Source organism: Streptomyces sp. HNM0575, assembly GCF_012726265.1.
Taxonomy (GTDB): Bacteria; Actinomycetota; Actinomycetes; order Streptomycetales; family Streptomycetaceae; genus Streptomyces.
The window spans coordinates 96866-116468 of record NZ_JAASAG010000015.1; the positions used below are offsets into that span (position 1 = coordinate 96866).

The 19603-nt window shown below is 71.2% G+C and carries 20 protein-coding genes; 10 read left to right on the forward strand and 10 right to left on the reverse strand.

Going from position 1 to position 19603, the window contains the following annotated elements:
* The first annotated feature begins 5 nt into the window (after positions 1-5).
* Together HCC61_RS28245 and HCC61_RS28250 are read left to right on the forward strand one after the other, a co-directional pair.
* A complete protein-coding gene (locus HCC61_RS28245; protein ID WP_169140365.1) occupies positions 6-551 on the forward strand; it encodes a TetR/AcrR family transcriptional regulator in 546 nt (181 codons plus the stop codon).
* Between the two features lie 255 nt (positions 552-806).
* Complete coding sequence (locus HCC61_RS28250; RefSeq protein ID WP_169140309.1) at positions 807-1799, forward strand: NADPH:quinone oxidoreductase family protein; 993 nt, start codon at positions 807-809, stop codon at positions 1797-1799.
* 93 nt (positions 1800-1892) lie between these two features.
* Here the strand turns inward: HCC61_RS28250 and HCC61_RS28255 are convergent, their stop codons facing one another.
* From HCC61_RS28255 to HCC61_RS28295, 9 genes are all read right to left on the reverse strand, one after another.
* Positions 1893-2969, reverse strand: coding sequence for an endonuclease/exonuclease/phosphatase family protein (locus HCC61_RS28255; RefSeq protein ID WP_169140311.1), 1077 nt, complete (start codon positions 2967-2969; stop codon positions 1893-1895).
* A gap of 241 nt (positions 2970-3210) precedes the next feature.
* Positions 3211-3426 carry a S1 RNA-binding domain-containing protein gene (locus HCC61_RS28260; RefSeq protein WP_169140313.1) on the reverse strand — a complete coding sequence of 72 codons (216 nt, stop codon included), beginning with the start codon at positions 3424-3426 and terminating at the stop codon, positions 3211-3213.
* Positions 3427-3807: 381 nt separating this feature from the next.
* Positions 3808-4896 (reverse strand): class I SAM-dependent methyltransferase, encoded by a 1089-nt coding sequence (locus HCC61_RS28265; protein WP_169140315.1) that lies wholly within the window; start codon positions 4894-4896, stop codon positions 3808-3810.
* A 919-nt stretch (positions 4897-5815) separates the two neighbouring features.
* Positions 5816-7042 (reverse strand): acyl-CoA dehydrogenase family protein, encoded by a 1227-nt coding sequence (locus tag HCC61_RS28270; protein WP_169140317.1) that lies wholly within the window; start codon positions 7040-7042, stop codon positions 5816-5818.
* Between the two features lie 7 nt (positions 7043-7049).
* Positions 7050-8072 carry a phosphotransferase family protein gene (locus tag HCC61_RS28275; protein ID WP_169140319.1) on the reverse strand — a complete coding sequence of 341 codons (1023 nt, stop codon included), beginning with the start codon at positions 8070-8072 and terminating at the stop codon, positions 7050-7052.
* Positions 8073-8505: 433 nt separating this feature from the next.
* Positions 8506-8979 (reverse strand): gluconokinase, encoded by a 474-nt coding sequence (locus HCC61_RS28280; protein ID WP_169140367.1) that lies wholly within the window; start codon positions 8977-8979, stop codon positions 8506-8508.
* A 53-nt stretch (positions 8980-9032) separates the two neighbouring features.
* On the reverse strand, positions 9033-9371 hold the full coding sequence (locus HCC61_RS28285) for a DUF202 domain-containing protein (RefSeq protein ID WP_169140321.1): 339 nt from the start codon (positions 9369-9371) through the stop codon (positions 9033-9035).
* On the reverse strand, positions 9368-9763 hold the full coding sequence (locus tag HCC61_RS28290; protein ID WP_169140323.1) for a DUF202 domain-containing protein: 396 nt from the start codon (positions 9761-9763) through the stop codon (positions 9368-9370). Before HCC61_RS28290 ends, HCC61_RS28285 begins: the two co-directional genes overlap by 4 nt.
* Before the next feature lie 165 nt (positions 9764-9928).
* Positions 9929-10480 (reverse strand): NUDIX domain-containing protein, encoded by a 552-nt coding sequence (locus HCC61_RS28295; protein ID WP_169140325.1) that lies wholly within the window; start codon positions 10478-10480, stop codon positions 9929-9931.
* Positions 10481-10642: 162 nt separating this feature from the next.
* On the opposite strand from HCC61_RS28295, the gene HCC61_RS28300 reads away from it, so the two are divergent.
* A complete protein-coding gene (locus HCC61_RS28300; protein WP_169140369.1) occupies positions 10643-12298 on the forward strand; it encodes an FAD-binding dehydrogenase in 1656 nt (551 codons plus the stop codon).
* A gap of 116 nt (positions 12299-12414) precedes the next feature.
* Here the strand turns inward: HCC61_RS28300 and HCC61_RS28305 are convergent, their stop codons facing one another.
* Positions 12415-13260, reverse strand: coding sequence for a DUF1932 domain-containing protein (locus HCC61_RS28305; RefSeq protein WP_169140327.1), 846 nt, complete (start codon positions 13258-13260; stop codon positions 12415-12417).
* Between the two features lie 76 nt (positions 13261-13336).
* Between HCC61_RS28305 and HCC61_RS28310 the strand changes: the two genes are divergently transcribed.
* From HCC61_RS28310 to HCC61_RS28340, 7 genes are all read left to right on the forward strand, one after another.
* The gene (locus HCC61_RS28310) at positions 13337-14005 is read left to right on the forward strand and encodes a GntR family transcriptional regulator (RefSeq protein WP_346777424.1); all 669 of its coding nucleotides are present in this window, start codon (positions 13337-13339) and stop codon (positions 14003-14005) included.
* A 232-nt stretch (positions 14006-14237) separates the two neighbouring features.
* Positions 14238-15203: a DUF6282 family protein gene (locus HCC61_RS28315; protein WP_169140329.1), complete on the forward strand. Its 966-nt coding sequence runs from the start codon at positions 14238-14240 to the stop codon at positions 15201-15203.
* Complete coding sequence (locus HCC61_RS28320) at positions 15200-15994, forward strand: PIG-L deacetylase family protein (RefSeq protein ID WP_169140331.1); 795 nt, start codon at positions 15200-15202, stop codon at positions 15992-15994. Before HCC61_RS28315 ends, HCC61_RS28320 begins: the two co-directional genes overlap by 4 nt.
* Positions 15991-16668 (forward strand): 4-carboxy-4-hydroxy-2-oxoadipate aldolase/oxaloacetate decarboxylase, encoded by a 678-nt coding sequence (locus tag HCC61_RS28325; RefSeq protein ID WP_169140333.1) that lies wholly within the window; start codon positions 15991-15993, stop codon positions 16666-16668. The genes HCC61_RS28320 and HCC61_RS28325 overlap by 4 nt, the downstream gene beginning before the upstream one ends.
* Complete coding sequence (locus tag HCC61_RS28330; RefSeq protein ID WP_169140335.1) at positions 16665-17429, forward strand: ABC transporter ATP-binding protein; 765 nt, start codon at positions 16665-16667, stop codon at positions 17427-17429. The genes HCC61_RS28325 and HCC61_RS28330 overlap by 4 nt, the downstream gene beginning before the upstream one ends.
* Positions 17426-18334 carry an ABC transporter permease gene (locus HCC61_RS28335; RefSeq protein WP_169140337.1) on the forward strand — a complete coding sequence of 303 codons (909 nt, stop codon included), beginning with the start codon at positions 17426-17428 and terminating at the stop codon, positions 18332-18334. Before HCC61_RS28330 ends, HCC61_RS28335 begins: the two co-directional genes overlap by 4 nt.
* 102 nt (positions 18335-18436) lie before the next feature.
* Positions 18437-19465, forward strand: coding sequence for an ABC transporter substrate-binding protein (locus HCC61_RS28340; RefSeq protein WP_169140339.1), 1029 nt, complete (start codon positions 18437-18439; stop codon positions 19463-19465).
* Positions 19466-19603: the final 138 nt, after the last annotated feature.

Here is a 19603-nt window from a genome sequence, read left to right on the forward strand (position 1 = left end):
GGCTGATGGCCGCGGCCACCCGCCTGTTCTCCGAGCGCGGCTACGACCGCACGTCCGTGCAGGAGATAGTCGAGGCCGCCGGCGTCACCAAGGGCGCCCTCTACCACTACTTCGGTTCCAAGGACGATCTCCTGCACGAGATCTACGGGCGGCTGCTGCGGCTCCAGCAGGACCGCCTGGACGCCTACGCGGACGAGGAGCGGCCCGTCGAGGACCGGCTGCGGCACGCCGCGGCCGACGTCGTCGTCACCACCATCGACAACCTCGACGACGCGCGGATCTTCTTCCGCTCCATGCACCAGCTCAGCCCCGAGAAGCAGAAGGCGGTGCGCGCGGAGCGGCGCCGCTATCACGAACGCTTCCGCGACCTGGTCGCGGAAGGGCAGCGCGGCGGCGTCTTCAACCCCGCGACGCCGCCGGACCTCGTCGTCGACTACCACTTCGGCTCGGTCCACCACTTGAGCACGTGGTACAGGCCCGACGGCAAGCTCACGCCGCAGGAGGTCGCGGACCATCTCGCGGACCTGCTGCTGCGGGCGCTGCGGCCGTAGCGGCGGGACCGGGGCCGTGCGGAAGTGCGGGGTGGCCGTTCGGAAGCGGGGCGCGGTCGTGCGCAAGTGGGGCGCGGTCGTGCGCAAGTACGGTCATGCGCCCCTGCGTGGCTGGGTAGGCAACTGCACCCGGGGATACCCCCGGTACGGGCGGCGGCCGGCACCGCGGGCGGGCGATGGGGGAACCTCCCGGGCCGCCGGGCCCAGGGGGAGAGACGAGCGAAGAGCAGGCAACTAGTTCCGGAGGTAGCACCGGTGAAGGCATGGCGCGTCCACATGAACGGCGAGCCGCGAGAGGTCATGCGGCTTGAGGAGATCCCCGACCCCGAACCCGGCGCGGGCGAAGTGCTCGTGCGGGTGCGCGCCGCCGCCGTCAACTTCCCCGACGCGCTGCTGTGCCGGGGCGAATACCAGATCAAGCCGCCGTTCCCGTTCACACCGGGCGTGGAGCTGTGCGGCGAGGTCCTCGCCGTCGGCGAGGGCACCGCGGAGGGCGACGCCCCCGAGCCCGGCTCACGAGTCATCGCCCAGCCCGCGCTGCCCATGGGCGGCTTCGCCGAACGCACGCTCGTCACCGCGGCGAGCATCCGCGAGGCGCCCGAGGCACTGGACGACGCCGAGGCCGCCGCGCTCCATATCGGTTACCAGACGGGCTGGTTCGGGCTGCACCGCCGTGCCCGCATACAGTCCGGCGAGACGCTGCTGGTGCACGCCGCGGCCGGTGGCGTCGGCAGCGCCGCCGTGCAGCTGGGCAAGGCTGCGGGCGCACGCGTCATCGGCGTCGTGGGCGGCAAGGCGAAGGCGGACGCCGCTCGCGAGCTGGGCTGCGACGTGGTCGTGGACCGTCGCGAGGACGACATCGTGGCCGCCGTGAAGGAGGCCACCGGCGGGCGCGGCGCGGACGTGATCTACGACCCCGTCGGCGGCGACGCCTACGCCAAGTCCGTCAAGTGCGTCGCCTTCGAGGGCCGCATCGTCGTGGTCGGCTTCGCGAGCGGCGCCGTCCCGACACCGGGCCTCAACCACGCCCTGATCAAGAACTACTCGATCCTCGGCCTGCATTGGGGCCTGTACAACACCAAGGACCCGGCCGCCGTGCAGTCCTGCCACGAGGAGCTGACGGCGCTGGCCGCCCAGGGCGCGGTCAAGCCGTACATCAGCGAACGCCTCACCCTCGACGGCGGCGCGGAGGCCGTCCAGCGCGTCTTCGACGGCATCACGACGGGCCGCGTGGTCATCCAGCCCTAGCACTCCAGTGAGAGTTCGTGTCCTGAGCCGGTCTTCGTCGGTAGTGGCAGTGTCGTGCGGTGGCTTGGCGGTGTCTGTACCGGCGGGACCAGTTCAGGGCGTGTTGGGTGGGGTCGTTGTGGCGCTGGGGCGGCGGGCTGATCCCGCACGTTCTCTGGAGGGCAGTAGCGCCAGCCTGGCGATGATTGCCCGGTGGTCCGTGCCCGGTATGGTCCGTTCGCCAACCGAGATGCCAGCCAGGCCGGAGCCGTGCAAGACGTGGTCGAGCTGTACCAGGGGCGGCACCAGGCCTTTGCCGGCGGGCCAAGTGCGAGGCCAGCCGTGGCCGAGTTCGGCATGAGTGTCCGCGAGCCCACCCGACGTGAGCAGTTCGCGCATCGGTGCGTGGTCGGGAGAGGCGTTGAAGTCTCCCAGGAACACCGCGTCCGGGCCGCTTCCGTGGGCGACGGAGGCGAGGGCCTCCATGTCCCGGGTCCAGCGCTTTGCATCGCCGAGCGGGTAGTACGTGTGAACGGCCACCAGAGACACGATGCGCCCGCCGACGGTCACCTGCGCAGTGGTCTGGGGCCAGGCGGTGTCGGCCTTGAGCGGGCCGCCATGCGTCAACGGAATCCGCGAGTAGAGCGAGGAGTCGTTCTCAGGATGGAGCTCCTGGTAGGGCAGGGCCTTGTCCAGTCCGGCTCCGGCGAGCGCGGCGATCCCCGCGGACGGCAGCTCCTGCACGGCCAAGACGTCTATCCGTTCGGACTTCACCAGCCGTGCCAGTGCCCGCGCATCCGCTTGGCCGACGTGGGTGTTGAGCGTGGCCACACGCAGCTCAGTCGCGTGCGCCGGGATGTGTTGCCGGTGGTGCGGTACGAACCGCGGTATCAGCAGCGCCATGTGGGCGGCCGTGAGCAGTGCGGCGACGATGGCCAGCCGGGGAGAGCGCAGAGCGGGGACGGCGATCACAGTGGTCAGAACGAGCACACTGAGCACAGCGGCATAGGGGAACAAGACCACGGGCACGGCGAGCGCGGTTCCCGCGTCGAGTCCGGTCAGCCGCACGACGAGCAGGACGAACAGCAGGGCGAGCAGCACGCCGCAGCTGAGCAGCGCCCACCGGCGTCCGCGGCGGTAGGTGCCCCGCCCGTCGGCTGCGCGGTACCTGCGCACAACGGTGTTCGCCATCCCTCCAGCCTCCTCTTGCCAAAGCACGGGCGGTGATCACTCCGGCTCCTCATCGGGGACGATGACGGGCTGGCCTGCGGTTGCGAGGAGTTCTCCGCGATGGCCCTCCGCCGGCGCTCGGCTTCCTCGACTCCCGTACTCCCGTACCGAGTGCGGCGGTCCGGGCACGTCGGGCGGGCCGGGACGGAATAATGCGAGGCGCTGATCCGGGGGAGTCCTCTTCCCCCGGATCAGCGCTGTATCAGGCGGAGGCCGAGGCCAGGCTGAACCGCTGCTTCTCGGGATCGATCTCGAGGATGCGTACCGAGACGCGGGTGCCTACGGGCAAGGACTCCTGGTAGGCGAGGCCGGTGACGCCCTCGTACTCGACGAACGAGCCGAACGGCACTTCCTTGGTGACCACGCCTTCGATGACGTCACCTGCCTGGTGACGGGCGAGAAACTCCTGCCAGCTCATGAATTCACCTCCTTCCGTCACGAGTGGCTGCACATGTCGCCGTGCGCGCTTCTCGTGACGGGGGCGGGCCTCTCGCCCGCGCGGTGATCAAACGCCGGCCGGGCGTCCGTTCTGTGTGCGGCCCGTGGCCGACCCGGCAGTCATGTGAACGACCTTAGCCGACAAGGCACTTGCGGGGGAACACGGAACCGCTCCCGCGGTCCCGCCCCCGGCGGGGACGGGACCGCGGCCACGACCGGTGTGCACGGACGCGGACCGGGACGGGGGTGACCGGGGCGGTACGGCCGGCACGGGATGATGGGAGGCGCTGATCCGGGGGAGTCCTCTTCCCCCGGATCAGCGCTGCATCGGGCGGCCGCGCCGTCCGTCTCGGGCGAGCCGTCAGGTGAGCCGGTGGACGGGACGTCCGTCGCCCCAGCGCTGGATCGCTTCCTCGTCGGCGAAGGCCAGCGCCCGCATCATGTTGCCGCCGTCGCTCACCTCGACCGAGCGCCGCAGGCGCTGGCTGTGTGCGTCGCTCAGCCGCGTCGTGCCGGCCTCGATCGTGTCGCCGTAGAACGGCTCGAAGGCCACGCCCGCGAAGCCGGTATGACGCAGCAGCATGGGCAGCGTCTCCCGCGAGTAGAACATCAGGTGGTTCCTGGTGAACCCGTTCCACTCGGACTGATACGCCTTGAGCAGCAGCGACTGCGCGTTGACGGTGAGGATCATCAGCACCCCGCCGGGCCCGAGGAGGTTGCGGAAGGTGGTGAAGTCCTCCAGCGGGCGCGGGAGATGGGCCAGAACGGACCACAGCGTGATCACGTCGAAGCCGCCCGCGGCGATCTCGGGCAGGTCCTCCGGCGCCCCGAAGTGGGCCTTCGCCGAGGTCAGTCGCTCGTTGGCCTGCTGCACGGAGTCCGGTGAGAGGTCCACGCCGCACGCGTCGAAGCCGCGCTGCTCCGCGAGTTCCAGGAAGTAGCCCGCGCCGCAGCCGAAGTCGAGCAGCCGCCGGTTCTCGCCCGAGCCGAAGACCGGCGTGAACGCGTCCATCGCCTGCCGGTAGCGACGCTGCCTGTTCATGGCGTAGTTGCCGGTCAGGAAGGTGCTGTAGTTCTTGGAGTACAGGTCACCGAGCCGGTGGGGCAGGATGTTGGGATTGCGGTAGAGGAACCCGCAGGACGGGCAGCGGACCACGTGGTAGCGCCACGCGATCTTGCCGTTGGCCTTCCTTTTCGTCGGCTCGTAGAGCGGCTGCTGCCGCGACTCGCCGCACAGGTGGCAGGTGATGAATTCCTCGATGGCGCCGAGCTTGACCCGTGAGCGGTATTGGTCGAGCGATATCACGGGGGAGGTGCGCAGCAGCTTGCGCCACTGCAACTCCCTGAATGTCCTCTCGCCGGGCCTGACATAGACGCGCTGCCCCCACGGGACGCTGTTGTACCGCGATCCGTATACAGCGCGCGCGATGGCGCGTGTAGTCGACACCATGGTGCCCCTTTCTGGTCGGCTGTCGGTTCGACGCCAACCAAGGTCGCACCGGAAGAAATCGCACCGTGACCATCTTTCGATTACAGAGGGTCGCTCCTTCCAGCCGCTGCCGGGGTGCTCGGTGCCGAATCGGGGGAGCGATTTGAGTTGTAATGCTCGGTCTGTGCAGAGGTACGTACCAAGTTGAGTATGTGGCCCGATCCCATGTGCCCTCCGCCCTTCCGTAGGGTCGCCCACGGAGGCCCCGCCACGCGGCAGTTGATGGAGTCCGAGCTGGTGGGAGAGGCTTCCAGGGTCTGGGCGGTCCGGCCGGCGCCTCGGTCGCACCGTCGGGCACGATCCGGATCGCGTCGCCCTCGAACGGTCTTCACGACGTCACGCACAGTGCCGGACCGGGCTTCGCCGTGATTCTGCTCTTCATCACGGGAGGGTAAAGATGCCGCGGTGTAACCGCCCGGGAGAAACCGGCCGGTGGTGAACTCCCAGCAGGTGAAGCGCAGTCGGAACTACTTGCTGAAGCAGCCGGGACGCGGAGAGTGCCGTATCGCAGCTGTGACGGAGGCGAGATATGGACGGCCTCCCGGTGGGGAATTCCTTTCCCGCTTTTTTGCCGTACGCCTGGAACCGCAGACTGCGGTTCCGGCGTCAGGGCGCATCGCTCAATCCGCTCGGCCCGCAGGGGAATTGACGCGTCCGCAGAAGGCCTTTCTGGGCCTGCCCGGCCCGCGGGGGCCGCCGGGCGGGGAGACGTGTGTGCCTGCCGGGAGCCCCGGTCGAGGTGTCCGGATCCGCAACGGTCCCGTCCCTTCAGGGACGGGACCGGATGCGGACATCGGATGCGGACATGAGGCCGGGGGAGCGGTCCGGGCGGTCCGGGCGGTCCGGGCGCCGGGAGACCCGGACCGGACCCCGGGGTGGGTCACCCCTCGCCGGCTGCGTGCCTCTTCAACTCCCGGCGGGCCAGCGATCGTTGATGCACCTCGTCCGGCCCGTCGGCCAGCTGGAGCGTACGGGCGGCGGCCCACAGCTCCGCGAGCGGGAAGTCCTGGCTGACGCCTCCCGCGCCGTGCAGCTGCACCGCACGGTCGAGGATGCCGACCACGGCACGGGGGGTGGCGATCTTGATGGCCTGGATCTCGGTGTGCGCGCCCTTGTTGCCGACGGTGTCCATCAGCCAGGCCGTCTTCAGCACCAGCAGCCGCAGCTGCTCGATCTGCACCCGCGCGTCGGCGATCCACTCGCGCACCTGGCCCTGTTCGGCGAGTTGCCGCCCGAAGGCCGAACGGCCGTTGGCCCGGAGGCACATGAGCTCCACGGCACGCTCCGCCATGCCGATCAGCCGCATGCAGTGGTGGATGCGGCCGGGCCCCAGCCGTGCCTGTGCGATGGCGAAGCCGCCGCCCTCCTCGCCGATGAGGTTGCTGCGCGGCACCCGTACGCCGTCGAAGACGATCTCGGCATGGCCGCCGTGGTAGTGGTCGTCGTATCCGTAGACCCGCATGGCGCGGCGCACTTCGAGGCCCGGGGTGTCCCGCGGCACCAGCACCATCGACTGCTGGCGGCGGATGTCGGGCGCGTCCGGGTCGGTCTTGCCCATGACGATGAAGATCTTGCAGTCGGGGTTCATCGCCCCGGAGATGTACCACTTGCGGCCCGAGATGACGTAGTCGTCGCCGTCCCGCCTGATGCGCGTCTCGATGTTCGTGGCGTCGGACGAGGCGACCTCCGGCTCGGTCATCGCGAAGCCGGAGCGGATCTCGCCGCTGAGCAGCGGCTCCAGCCACGTCCTGCGCTGCTCGGCGTTGCCGAACTCCGTGAGCACCTCCATGTTCCCGGTGTCCGGCGCCGCGCAGTTGACGACCGTGGGGGCCAGCCGCGGGCTGCGGCCCAGGATCTCGGCGAGGGGCGCGTACTGGAGGTTGGTCAGGCCGGCGCCGTAGGTGCGGTCGGGCAGGAAGAGGTTCCACAGCCCGTACCTGCGGGCCTTCTTCTTCAGCTCGTCCACGACCGGCGGTGTCTGCCAGGGCGATTCCAGTTCGGTGCGCTGCTCGTCGGCGACGGCCTCCGCCGGGTAGACGTGCTCGTCCATGAATGACTGGAGCTTCTTGCGCATCTCTTCCGTACGGGCGTCGTATGCGAAGTCCACTGAGACCTCATCCCTTCCGCAGCGTGGTGAGTCCGTTGTCGATGAAGACCGGGACGAGGCCGCCTATCCGGTCGAAGCCCGGGCCGACGGTCTGCCCGAGCGTGTAGCGGTAGTGGATGCCCTCCAGGATCACCGCGAGCTTGAACCAGGCGAAGGCGGTGTACCAGTTGATACGGGAGACGTCCCGCCCCGAGCCCGCGGCGTAACGCTCGATCAGCTCGTCGGGCGAAGGATGCCCCGGCGCCTCCGCCGTCGAACTGACGGGCGCGTCGGGGATGTTGAGCGGTTCGCTGTACATCACCAGCAGGCCCAGGTCGGTCAGCGGGTCGCCGAGCGTCGACATCTCCCAGTCGAGCACGGCGGCGATCCGGTCGCCGTCGTCCGCGAGCACGTTGTCGAGCCTGAAGTCGCCGTGCACTACGGCCGGTTCGGGCGAGACGGGCAGCTGCCGGCCCAGCGAGGCGTGCAGTTCGTCGATGCCGTCCAGCTCGCGGCTGCGGGAGGCGTCGAGTTGCTTGCCCCAGCGGCGCAACTGCCGCTCCAGGAAGCCCTCCGGGCGTCCGAAGTCTTGAAGGCCCACGCTTCCCGGGTCGACGGCGTGCAGCGCGACGAGCGTGTCCGGCAGCGCCAGCGTCAGCGCGCGGGTGCGTTCCGGGCCGATCGCGGCGAGTTCGTCCGCGGTGCGGTACGGAACGCCCTCGACCTGCTCCATGACGTAGAAGGGCGCACCGAGCACGTCCTCGTCCTCGCACAGCAGGACCGTGCCGGGCACCGGCACGTCCGTGCCGCGCAGCGCGCTGATCACGCGGTACTCGCGCGCCATGTCGTGGGCCGTGGCCAGCACATGGCCCAGGGGCGGGCGCCGTACGACCCAGCGGCTCACGCCGTCGGTCACCCGGTACGTCAGGTTCGACCGGCCGCCCTGGATCACCTCGGCGCTCAGCGGCCCCCGCACCAGGCCGGGGCGCTCCCGGCCGAGATGTGCGGCGAGCCGCTCGGGATCGAGCCCGGGCGGATTCTCCTTGCTCATGCGTACGCGCTCCTTGGTGTGGGTCGGAGGGGCGGCGGATCGGTGACGGCGGCTGGACGGTGGCTGCGGATCGGTGACGGCGGCTGGACGGTGGCTGCGGATCGGTGACGGGACGTGGCCGGAACGGCTTCGGGACGGGCCGGCGGGCAACGGGCGCCAGGGGCACGGGGCTTGCCCGCCCGATCATGCCGACTAGTCGGTATGGCGTCTAGGGGTGGACGGACGCGGACCGCGCGGAAAGCCCCTCATGTGACGAGACCCACGCACGGAACGGTGCGCCGGGCCCGTCGTCGTACGGCGGAAGCGGGTCATCACGCGTGACACGCGGCCGGTCCGCCGCCGTTCATCTGCTCCATCTCTCCCCATACCGCCGGGATTTCGAGCGGGTCGCCGGGAGGGCGCCCGAAGCCTGTCAGTGCGTACTGCCCCGCGGCTACGGCGCGAGAACGGCCAGTGCCCTTTCCGTGACCTCTGCCGGGGTGCCGCCGACGGGGATCACCGCGCCGTGCTCACCGGGTTCGAGGGGTTCGAGGGTCGCGAACTGCGAGCGCAGCAGCGAACGCGGCATGAAGTGCCCCTTGCGGCCCTCCAGCCGCTGCGCGATCAGCTCCTCGGAGCCGTCCAGATGGAGAAAGAACATCCGCGCACCGCTGGCGCGCAGCCGGTCGCGGTAACGCCGGCGCAGCGCCGAACAGCTGACCACGCCGCCGCGTCCGGTGTGGTCGGCCAGCCAGCGGGCGATGGCGTCGAGCCAGGGGCGCCGGTCCTCGTCGTCCAGCGGCGTACCGGCCGCCATCTTCCGTATGTTCGCGGGCGGATGGAACGAGTCCGCCTCGGCATATGGCACCTCCAGGCGCTCCGCGAGCAGTTCGCCCACGGTGGACTTGCCCGAGCCGGAGACCCCCATCACCACGACGAGCGGCCCGGGTCTGCCGGCGGGGCCCCGGTCCTCTTCCTCACTCACCACAGCAGCACCACTCCAACCGTCGTCACCGCCAGTGTGCACAGCACCGCGGTGACCACGGCCGCGGGCCCCATGACCGCCGGGCGGTCCGCCTCCATGGCCGCGATGCGCCGGTGGGCCAGCACCAGGAAGGCGAGCCACGCCAGTACGCCCGTCGCCGCTGCCGCGGCCTCCGTCGCGGATGCGCCGCCGCTGCCGTACAGCGCCGCCCGTACGCCGAGGGCCACCGCGACGGCGAAGGTGAGGGTGGTACGGCGCCAGGCGAACCGTGTGCGCTCCGGCTGGGCCGCCGGGTCGCCGGTGCGCGTCTCCGTCCGGTCGCCGCCTCCGCTCACCGGCCGCCTCTCAGCACCACCGCGACCAGCACCAGCAGCGCGGCCACCGCGGTCGCGGTCGCCAGCAGCACGGGGAAGCGGGAGACGGGCAGGTCCTCGCCGCGCCGCATCGCCCGCTCGCAGCGCATCCAGTGGTTCACGGCGCGGAAGGCGCACGCCGCCGCGCAGGCCAGCACAGCCACGGAGATCGTCGTGCGTACGCCCCAGCTCAGGCCCGTCAGGAACTGGTCCACGGCGATGCCGCCCGCGACGAGTGCCAGCGCGGTGCGGATCCACGCGAGGAAGGTGCGCTCGTTGGCGAGCGAGAAGCGGTAGTCGGGCGTGCTGCCCTCGGCACGCAGCTCCCGCGGTGCGAACCACAGCCGGAGAGTCGCCCTGAGCCGGTCGATCATGCCGACGAGCCTACGGGCCCGTCTCCGCTGTGCCTGCCCCATCCCACCGCCCGGAGGGGACGCTTCCCCCGCGCCCGGACCAGGCCCGGACCGCGCCCCGACCATGCCCGCACCCGCGCCGCCCGCACCCGCGCTGCCCGCACCCGCCCGCTGCCGCCCAGCGCCTCAGCCCCGTTCCCCGTTGCCGTCCCCGTGCCCGTGCCACGCGCGCAGGCGCCGGTGGCACTCCAGGCCGTCCGGGACCACCTCCCACCCGGGCAGCCGCAGCCGTCGCTCCAGCTCCGCCTCGGGAAGGAAGTCCCACCAGTCGATCTCCTCGGGCTGCGGCGACACGGGCAGCTCGCAGACCAGCTCGTAGACGCGCACGAACCAGGTGTGGCGCGGAGATTCGTAGAGGAACGTGAACCGCGGCTCGGGCGACGGGAGCCCGCGCACGCCCAGCTCCTCCCCGGCCTCGCGCAGCGCGCACTCGTCATAGCTCTCGCCCGCGCCGACGACGCCGCCGACCACCACGTCGTACATCGACGGGAAGACCAGCTTCTGCGGCGTGCGGCGGTGGACGAAGACGCGGCCCAGCGGATCGCGCACCTGCACGGAGGCGCAGCGGTGGCGCAGCCGCCGCGCCGTCGCCTCTCCGCGCAGGGCCCGGCCGACCACGCGGTCGTCCTCGTCGACGATGTCGAGCAACTCCTGCGCCGAGCGCGGCTCTTCGGTCATCGGATCTTCCTCATGCGGCTCATTCCACCACCGGCCCTGGGGTGCCGCGTACATCCGAGGGGGTCTACTCTCCCGTCACCGGATCCTCCGGGTGGACTGGACGGCCGGGCTGGACGACCGGGAGCGGACCCGGACGTGGCGGACGTGGAACAGGTGGGGCGCATGGCGTACGACGCCGATGTCATCGTGATCGGAGCAGGACTCGCCGGGCTCGCGGCGACGGCCGAACTGGCCGACGCGGGACGGAAGGTGATCCTTCTCGAACAGGAGCCGGAGCAGTCGATGGGCGGCCAGGCCCACTGGTCCTTCGGCGGCCTGTTCTTCGTCGACTCGCCGGAGCAGCGCCGCATGCGCATCCGCGACAGCCGCGAACTCGCCTGGCAGGACTGGCTCGGCACCGCCGGCTTCGACCGCGAGGAGGACCACTGGCCGCGGCAGTGGGCCGAGGCGTACGTCGACTTCGCGGCGGGGGAGAAGCGGTCGTGGCTGCGACAGCAGGGCCTGAAGCTCTTCCCGGTCGTCGGGTGGGCCGAGCGCGGCGGCTACGGCGCGACCGGACACGGCAATTCGGTGCCGCGCTTCCACATCACGTGGGGTACGGGGCCGGGAATCGTCGAGCCCTTCGAGCGGCGGGTGCGCGCCGGGGTCGAGCGCGGCCGGGTCGAGCTGCGCTTCCGGCACCGGGTCACCGGCCTCGGGCGCAGCGCAGGCAGCGTCGACACCGTGCGCGGCGACGTGCTGGAGCCCAGCGACGCCGAGCGCGGCACCGCGAGCAGCCGCGACGTCGCCGACAGCTTCGAACTGCGGGCACAGGCGGTCGTCGTCACCTCCGGCGGCATCGGCGGCAACCACGAGCTCGTACGCGCCAACTGGCCGGAGCGGCTGGGCACTCCGCCCGCCCGCATGCTCTCCGGCGTCCCCGCGCACGTCGACGGCCTGATGCTCGGCGTCACCGAGCGGGCGGGCGGGCGCATCGTCAACCGCGACCGGATGTGGCACTACACCGAGGGCATCGAGAACTGGAACCCCATCTGGAACCTGCACGGCATCCGCATCCTGCCCGGCCCCTCGTCGCTGTGGCTGGACGCCACCGGCAAGCGGCTGCCCGTACCGCTCTACCCCGGCTTCGACACGCTCGGCACCCTCGACCACATCATGCACACCGGGCACGACTACACGTGGTTCGTGCTCAGCCAGAAGATCATCGAGAAGGAGTTCACGCTCTCCGGGTCCGAGCAGAACCCCGATCTGACGGGACGGGACGTACGGCAGCTGCTGGCCCGGGTGGGCTCGGGGGCGCCCGGTCCGGTGCAGGCGTTCATGGATCACGGCGTGGACTTCGTCATCGAGCGCGAACTCGGCGCCCTCGCACGGCGGATGAACGAGCTGACCGGCGACAAGCTCATCGACGAGGCCGGGCTGCGGCACGAGATCGAGGCCCGCGACCGGGAGATCCGCAACCCCTACACCAAGGACTCCCAGGTGACGGCGATCCGCGGTGCGCGCAAGTACCTCGGCGACAAGCTGATCCGCGTCGCGTCGCCGCACCGGCTGCTCGACCCGAAGGCCGGGCCGCTGATCGCCGTACGGCTCAACATCCTGACGCGCAAGTCGCTCGGCGGGCTGGAGACCGATCTGGATGCCCGGGTGCTGAGCGAGGGCGGCGAGCCGCTGCCGGGCGTGTACGCGGCGGGGGAGGCCGCGGGCTTCGGCGGCGGCGGCGTGCACGGATACCGGTCGCTGGAGGGGACGTTCCTCGGCGGCTGCATCTTCTCGGGCCGTACGGCGGGCAGGGCGGCGGCGAAGGCGCTGGGGTAGCGGGTCACTTGCGGGGTGTGCGGGGTGTGCGGGGTGTGCGGGGTCTGCGGTGTGCGGGGGCGCCGGCGTGGGGTGCTGACGCCGGTGCCGGTGCCCGTGCCGGAGGTGACGGGCGGTCAGCGCCCGGGTCGGCCTCCGTCCGCCGACTCCCGCCCGGCGCCCGCCTGTTCGTCCGCGGCGAGGCGTGCCAGCAGGTCGCGGCTGGCGCCCGACACCGCGGGGACGACGCCGAGTTCGTCCAGCATCTCCGCCGCCGCTGCCATCTCCGCCCGGCGGCGCACGGCATGGCGCCGGGTGCCGTCGACCAGGCGGTCCACGGTGGAGGCGTCGGCGCGGGCGAGTTCGCCGGTGATGTTCTCCCGCAGCCAGTCCTCGCACCCCGCGGCACGGCCCGCTTCGAGCGCTTCGACGACGGCCGCGGCCAGTCCCTTGAAGAACACGCTGCGCACCAGCTTCCGTTCGGCGGCCGTGCCCGCGTCCCCCTCGACGGTGTCCACCGACGCCCCGAGCGGCGTGAGGAGTTGTGCCGTGCGCTCGGCCCCCGGCCCGCAGGCGAGCATCGGCACGCTCAGGCCGCGGCCCGGCACCGGAGCCATCACGGCGATGTCGGCGAACGACACCCCGTGCTCGGCGGCCGTCGCCGCGAGGGCCCGTTTCGCGCCGGGGGAGGCGGTGTTGAGGTCGGCCCACACCGCGCCGGGCTCGACGGAGGCGACCGCGGCCCGCAGCGCGTCGTGCGCGGCCGAGGCGCTGTTGACGCTGAGCACGAGTGCTGCGCCCGCCGCCGCTTCCGCCTCGCTGCCGGTGCGGGTCACGCCTTCGGGTACGGGCACGGGCGCCGGATCGTAGCCCCGTACGACCGCTCCCGCACGGGCCAGACCGGCGGAGATCGCACCGCCCGCCTCACCGAGACCGAGGACCGCGACGACGGGACCGGAAGCTGTTCCAGAGGCAGAGGCCATGCCGTTAGGCTAAGCTCGACCAAAATTGTTGACAATATCGGTGTGCATCTGTGGGGCGAGAGGAACCGGAGCGGACGTGGCAGAGGACGGCGGGCGGAACGGGCAGGTGCCCCTGGTGGAGGCGATTCGTGAGGCGATCATCCGCGGCGAGTTCGTGCCCAACCAGCGGCTCGTCGAGGCCGATCTGTCCACCCAGTTCGACGCCAGCCGGGCCAGTGTGCGGGCGGCGCTGCTGGAGCTGACCAACGAAGGCCTCGTCGAGCGGATACAGAACAGGGGCGCCCGCGTGCGCGCCGTCTCCCTCGACGAGGCGGTCGAGATCTCCGAGGTCCGCATGGTGCTGGAGGGGTTGTGCGCGGCGAAGGCGGCCCAGTCCGTCACGGCCGAGGAGATCAGCGAACTCCGGTCGATCGGCGCCTCGATGCGCGAGGCCGTCGACGACCGCGACGTGCTCGGCTACTCCTCGCTCAACCAGCAACTCCACAGGCGCGTACGGGAGATCGGCGGCCAGCGGACCGCGTCCCGGCTGCTGGAGCGGCTGCGCGGGCAGAGCGTGCGCCACCAGTTCCGGCTGGCGATGCATCCGGGGCGGCCGTCGGTCTCGCTGCCGGAGCATCTCGCGATCATCGACGGGATCTGTACGCACGACGCGGACGCGGCGGAGGCGGCCGCACGCGCGCATCTGCGCAGCGTGATCGAGGCGTTGAAGGAGGTCGGCGGGGCAGGGCTCCCGCCCGGAGGCTGACACCCGGGCCTCCTGCCTCTCGGGCCTCCCGCCACCTGCGCCTCCCGCCTCCCGGGCCTCCCGCGTGGTCCGGAATCCGGCCCGCCGTCCGCACCGCATCTCCGGAGTCCGTTCTCCTCCCGGCGCCTTTCCCTTCACCTCCCTCTTGACCGCTGTAGCCAAGATTGTTAACAATCTGAGCGGAGATTGTGGCTGCAATAGGGCCGAGTGCCGAGGGCCGTGAAGGAGAGAGATGACGGACCATCCCCAGCCGTCCGACCGTGCGAGAGAGCTGGTGCGCGGCGCGTACGACGTGCACATCCACGTGGCGCCGGACGTGATGCGCCGCCGCATCGACGACGTGACGCTCGCCGAGCGCTTCGCCGCCGTGGGCCTCGCCGGTTTCGTGCTGAAGTCGCACTACGCGCCCACCGCCGAGCGTGCCGCCGTCGTACGCCGCGCCGAGCCCGGAGCCACGGCTCTCGGCGCCATCACCCTCAACGCCTCCGTCGGCGGCCTCAACCCCATCGCCGTCGAGATCGCCGGCCGCGGCGGGGCGAAGTTCGTCTGGCTGCCCACCGTCGACAGCGCCAACCAGCGCCAGTGCCACGCCCGCGAACCCGAGGGCGCCACCCCTCCGATGTGGGCCAAGCTCCAGGACGACCTGCGCGCCGACGGCATGGCGGCCGACCCCGTCGACGTCCTCACGCCCGAGGGCGAGGTCGTACCCGCGGCCCGCCAGGTCTTCCGCCTGATCGCCCGGCACAAGATGGTGCTCGCGACCGGCCACCTGCACGCCGACGAGATCGCGGTCGTCGTCGAGGCCGCCGCGGAGGAGGGCGTCGAGCGGATGGTCGTCACGCACCCCGAGTTCACCTCGCAGCGCGTCGCCATCGACCGCCAGCGCGAACTCGCCTCCCACGGCGCCCTGTTGGAGCGGTGCTTCACCACTCCGTACACCGGCAAGGTCGAGTGGGAGACCTGGTACCGCGCCATCCGCGAGACCGGCCCCGAGAACTCGGTGATCTCCAGCGACCTCGGCCAGCCCTTCAACCCGCCCGTCGAGGACGGCCTGGCCATCTGCGCCGACCGCCTCCTGGCCGAGGGCTTCGACGAGACGGCCGTACGCACCATGACGGTGCACAACAGCCGCTGGCTCGTCGGCGCCGAGCCCCTCGCCGACGCTCCCGCCCGGCACCGTAAGGAGAGCCTCGTATGAGCAGCTCCGCAGGGCCCGCCGCGAGCGGTTCCGGTCCCTGCGCAGGCACCGGCTCCGGCGCGGGCGGTTCCGGCCCGGCCCCCCGCCGCCTGCTGGTGGTCGGCGCCCACAGCGCCGACTTCGTGTGGCGCTCCGCCGGCACGGTCGCCGCCCACACCGCCGCCGGCGGCGAAGCCCTCGTCGTCGCCCTGTCCTACGGCGAGCGCGGCGAGTCCGGAGTGCTGTGGAAGCAGGAGGGCCAGACCGAGGAGAACGTCAAGCGGATACGCCACGAGGAGGCGGCCAAGGCCGCGTCCGCCGTCGGCGCCGCCTTCCGCGCCTTCGACCTCGGCGACTACCCGCTGCGGGTCTCCCAGGAATCGGTCGACAGGCTGGCCGAGTTGATGCGCGACTTCGCACCGCACGTGGTGCTGACCCACCCCGAGAAGGACCCGTTCAACCCCGACCATCCCGTCGCGCACGAGGCGGTCGCCCGCGCCCGGCTGCTCACCTCGGGCGCCGGAGTGGCCAGCGGCTTCCGTACGGCGCCGCCCTCGGAGTTCCTGGCCTTCGAGCCGCACCAGCCCGAGCTGTGCGGTTTCACACCGACCGTCTATGTGGACATCACGCCGGTCTTCGACCGTAAGGTCGAGGCCATGAGCTGCATGGCTGCTCAGCAGTATCTTCAGGAGTACTACGCACAGCGCGCCGACCAGCGCGGCAACCACGCGCGCAAGGTCACGGGCGACGAGAACATCCGGCAGGCGGAGGCCTTCCACCGGCTGCTGCCCAACGTCGTGGGGGCGCTGTGAACACCGCGGCGACCCCGGATCGTTCGGCACCGGCGGCCGCGGCCCTCGAAGAGCTCGCCGCCGCCGGCGTGGCCACCGTCTACGAGGCCTACGGCCGCCGCGGTCTGCTCGACGCGGAGTGGATACCCCTCCAGCCCGGCCTCCGCGCCGCCGGACCCGCCCGTACCGCCCGCTGCGGCCAGGGCGACAACCGCGCCGTGCACGAGGCGATGACGCGTCTGCGGCCCGGCGAGGTGCTCGTGCTGACCATGCCGGAGCCCGAGCCCGTGGCCCTCTTCGGCGACCTGCTCGCCACCCAGGCCGCGGCCTGCGGCGCGGCGGCGGTGCTCGTCGACGCCGCGGTGCGTGACAGCGCGGAGCTGGCCCGCCTGGACTACGGGGTGTGGACGCGCTGGCGCCGGGCCCGCGGCGCCACGAAGGACGAACGCGGCAGCGTGGACGTCCCGGTCGAGGTGGGCGGCACGACCGTGGCGCCCGGCGATGTGGTCGTGCTCGACGACGACGGAGTCACGGCGGTCGCCGCCGGCGACGTCGAAGCGGCGGTCCAGTCCGTACGGCAGCGCATCGCGAAGGAGGACGGCCTGCGGGCACGCTGGGCGGCCGGCGAGTTCAGCTACGACGCCTACGGCATGCGCGAGGCCGACGAGAACCCGGAATCAGGGGTGGGGACATGACCGCCGTGCTCAGCGCCGAGCGGCTGACCAAGCAGTTCACCAAGGACGACAGCGCCATCGTCGCCCTGCGCGACTTCGCCCTGAGCGTCGAGGAGGGCAGCTTCCTGACCGTCCTCGGACGCAGCGGCTGCGGCAAGTCCACGATGCTCAACCTCCTCGCCGGGCTCACCGAACCCACCGAGGGCGTCGTCTCCCACCGGGGCAGGCAGCTCACCGGGCCGGACATCGACATCGGCTACCTCACCCAGTCCGACACGCTCATGCCGTGGCGCGACGTGCGGCGCAACGTCGAGATGCCGCTGGAGATCCGGGGCGTACGTGCGCGGGACCGCCGCAGGACCGCTGCCGGGCTGCTGCGCCGGGTCGGCCTCGAAGGCTTCGAGAAGCACTATCCCCGCGAACTCTCCGGCGGCATGCGCCGCCGCGCCTCCCTGGCCCGCATGCTCGCGGGCACCCCCCGCACCCTGCTGATGGACGAGCCGTTCGGCGCCCTCGACGCACAGCTGCGCACCGAACTCCAGGAGGAGCTGCTGCGGTTGTGGCAGGGCAGCGGCCAGACCGTCGTGTTCGTCACCCACGACATCGAAGAGGCACTGCTGCTCGGCGACCGGATCGTCGTGCTCGGCGGGCTCGGCCGCATCGTGGCCGACGAGCGGATCACCCTGCCGCGGCCGCGGCACGTGGACTCGCTCCGGGTGGACCCGGAGTTCGTACGACTGCACACCGCGATGTCCGCGGCGCTGAAGGAGGGCTCGTCATGACCGAGCAGACCGTGAAGCCGTCGCGGGGACGGAAGCGGAAGCCGTCCCCGGCGGGCGACGGCACGGGCATGCCCGGCGAGCCGTCCGGCACGGCGGGCCCGGTGCGCATAGCACTGCGGCGCACCTGGAAGGAGCGGCACGGCCGCACCATGACCGTATGGGGCCTGCGGACGCTCCTGATAGTCGTGCTGCTCGCCACCTGGGAGGTCACCGGCGGCACCCTCTTCGACATCACCTTCACCAGCAAGCCGAGCGCCATCTTCCTGCGCCTCGGCGAGTGGTGGGCCGACGGCACCCTCTGGACGCACAGCTGGGTGACCATCCAGGAGATCGTCTACGGATTCCTGCTCGGCGCGCTGGCCGGTGCGATCGCCGGATTCGTCCTGGCCTCGGCCCAGTTGGCGTACCGCGTGCTGGATCCTTTCATCATGGCGCTGTACTCGATCCCGAAGGTCGCGCTGGCGCCGCTGTTCATCGTCTGGTTCGGCATCGGGATGCACATGAAGGTGCTGCTCGCCGCCGCCACCGTCTTCTTCCTCGTCTTCCTCAACACCGCCGCCGGCGTAAGGGAAGTGGACCGCGGACTCATCGACGCCGTGCGGCTGATGGGCGGCTCCCGGCGGGACATCGCCCGCAAGGTCGTGCTGCCCTCCTCGATGACGGGGGTGCTCACCGGGCTCAAGGTCGCCGTACCGTACGCGCTCATCGGTGCGGTCATCGGTGAGCTGGTCGCCTCCAACAAGGGGCTCGGCTATCTGATCAACGACGCGGCGGCGCAGTTCGACACCGCCGGCGTCTTCGCGACGCTCGTCGTACTGAGCGTGATCGCAGGCCTCCTGAACGTCTGCGTCGGCCTCATCGGCCGCCGCGTCAACCGCTGGAAACCCGTTGAGTCACAGGGCTGATACCCTCCCGTCCGCCGTTCCCGATCTTCGTGCCCCGTCCCACTGCTGACCTCACGTACGCGGCGGACGGAGTTGGCGAACATGCACATTGGAGCTTGAACCATGAGCAAGCACATCGAGCGCAGGACTCTGCTTAAGTCGTTCGCTGCGACGCCCGTACTTCTCTCGCCGCTGGCCGCCGGGTGCGCGAAGCACGGTTCCAGCACCTCGGCCGGCACCCTGAACATCGGCCAGATCAGCGACTCCGTCGCCTTCTTCCCGCTCTTCGTCGCCGAGGAGAAGGGCTACTTCAAGGACGAGGGCATCAAGCTCGGCGAACGTCCGCGCCTGGGCACCGGGGCGAAGGTGGCCGCCGCGCTGAAGTCCGGGTCCATCGACCTCGGGGCGGGCGTGCTGACGGACGCCTTCAACCTCGCGGAGTCCGCCGGGTCCGGTGGGACCCGCGTCCTCTCCAGCCTCGTCACCGAGTACTACGTCGACATCGTCGTGGGCAAGTCCCTGAAGTCCGCCCCCGGGGACACGGCGAGCCTCGAATCGCGCACCAAGGCTCTGGTGGGCAGGAAGATCGGCATCACCGGGCCGGGCAGCGGCACCGAGGCCCTGGTGACGTACCTCTTCGACCGCATCGGGAAGAACGCGAAGACCGACGCGACGCTCGTCAACCTCGGCAGCGCCGCCACCTCGGCGCTCGGCGCGCTCAAGTCGGGCCGTGTCGACGCGCTTTCCTTCTTCCAGCCGATCGGGCAGCAGGCGGAGGCCGACCGCTCGGGCCGCATACTCATATCCCCCGCGCGCGGCGATGTGGCCGACATGATGGGCGCGTTGCACGGCGTCGTCTTCTCCACGCAGAAGCTGCTGACGAAGAAGAAGGACGAGTCCCACGGATTCCAGAACGCGATCAAGCGCGCGCAGCAGGACGTGCAGGGCGACCCGGACAAGGTGCGGGAGATGCTCCAGAAGTATCTGAAGGGCACCGACGAGAAGGCCCTCAACGCGCTGGTGCCGATACTGCGCAGGGAGATGCCGCAGTCGCCGGCGGTCGAGAAGCGGCCGTACGACACGGCGCGGCGCTTCCACCTGGAGAGCAAGCTGGTGGACAAGGCGCCGAAGTTCTCGGAGATCAAGGCGTAGGGAGCGGGCCCGGTCCGGGGGGGTGTCCCTATGGGTTTCGTCAACCCGTGGGGGCGGGCTTGGGGTCGTAGAAGGTGCCGTCGCGGAGCATCGCGAAGAGCACGTCGGCTCGTCGTCTCGCGAGGCAGAGAAGGGCTT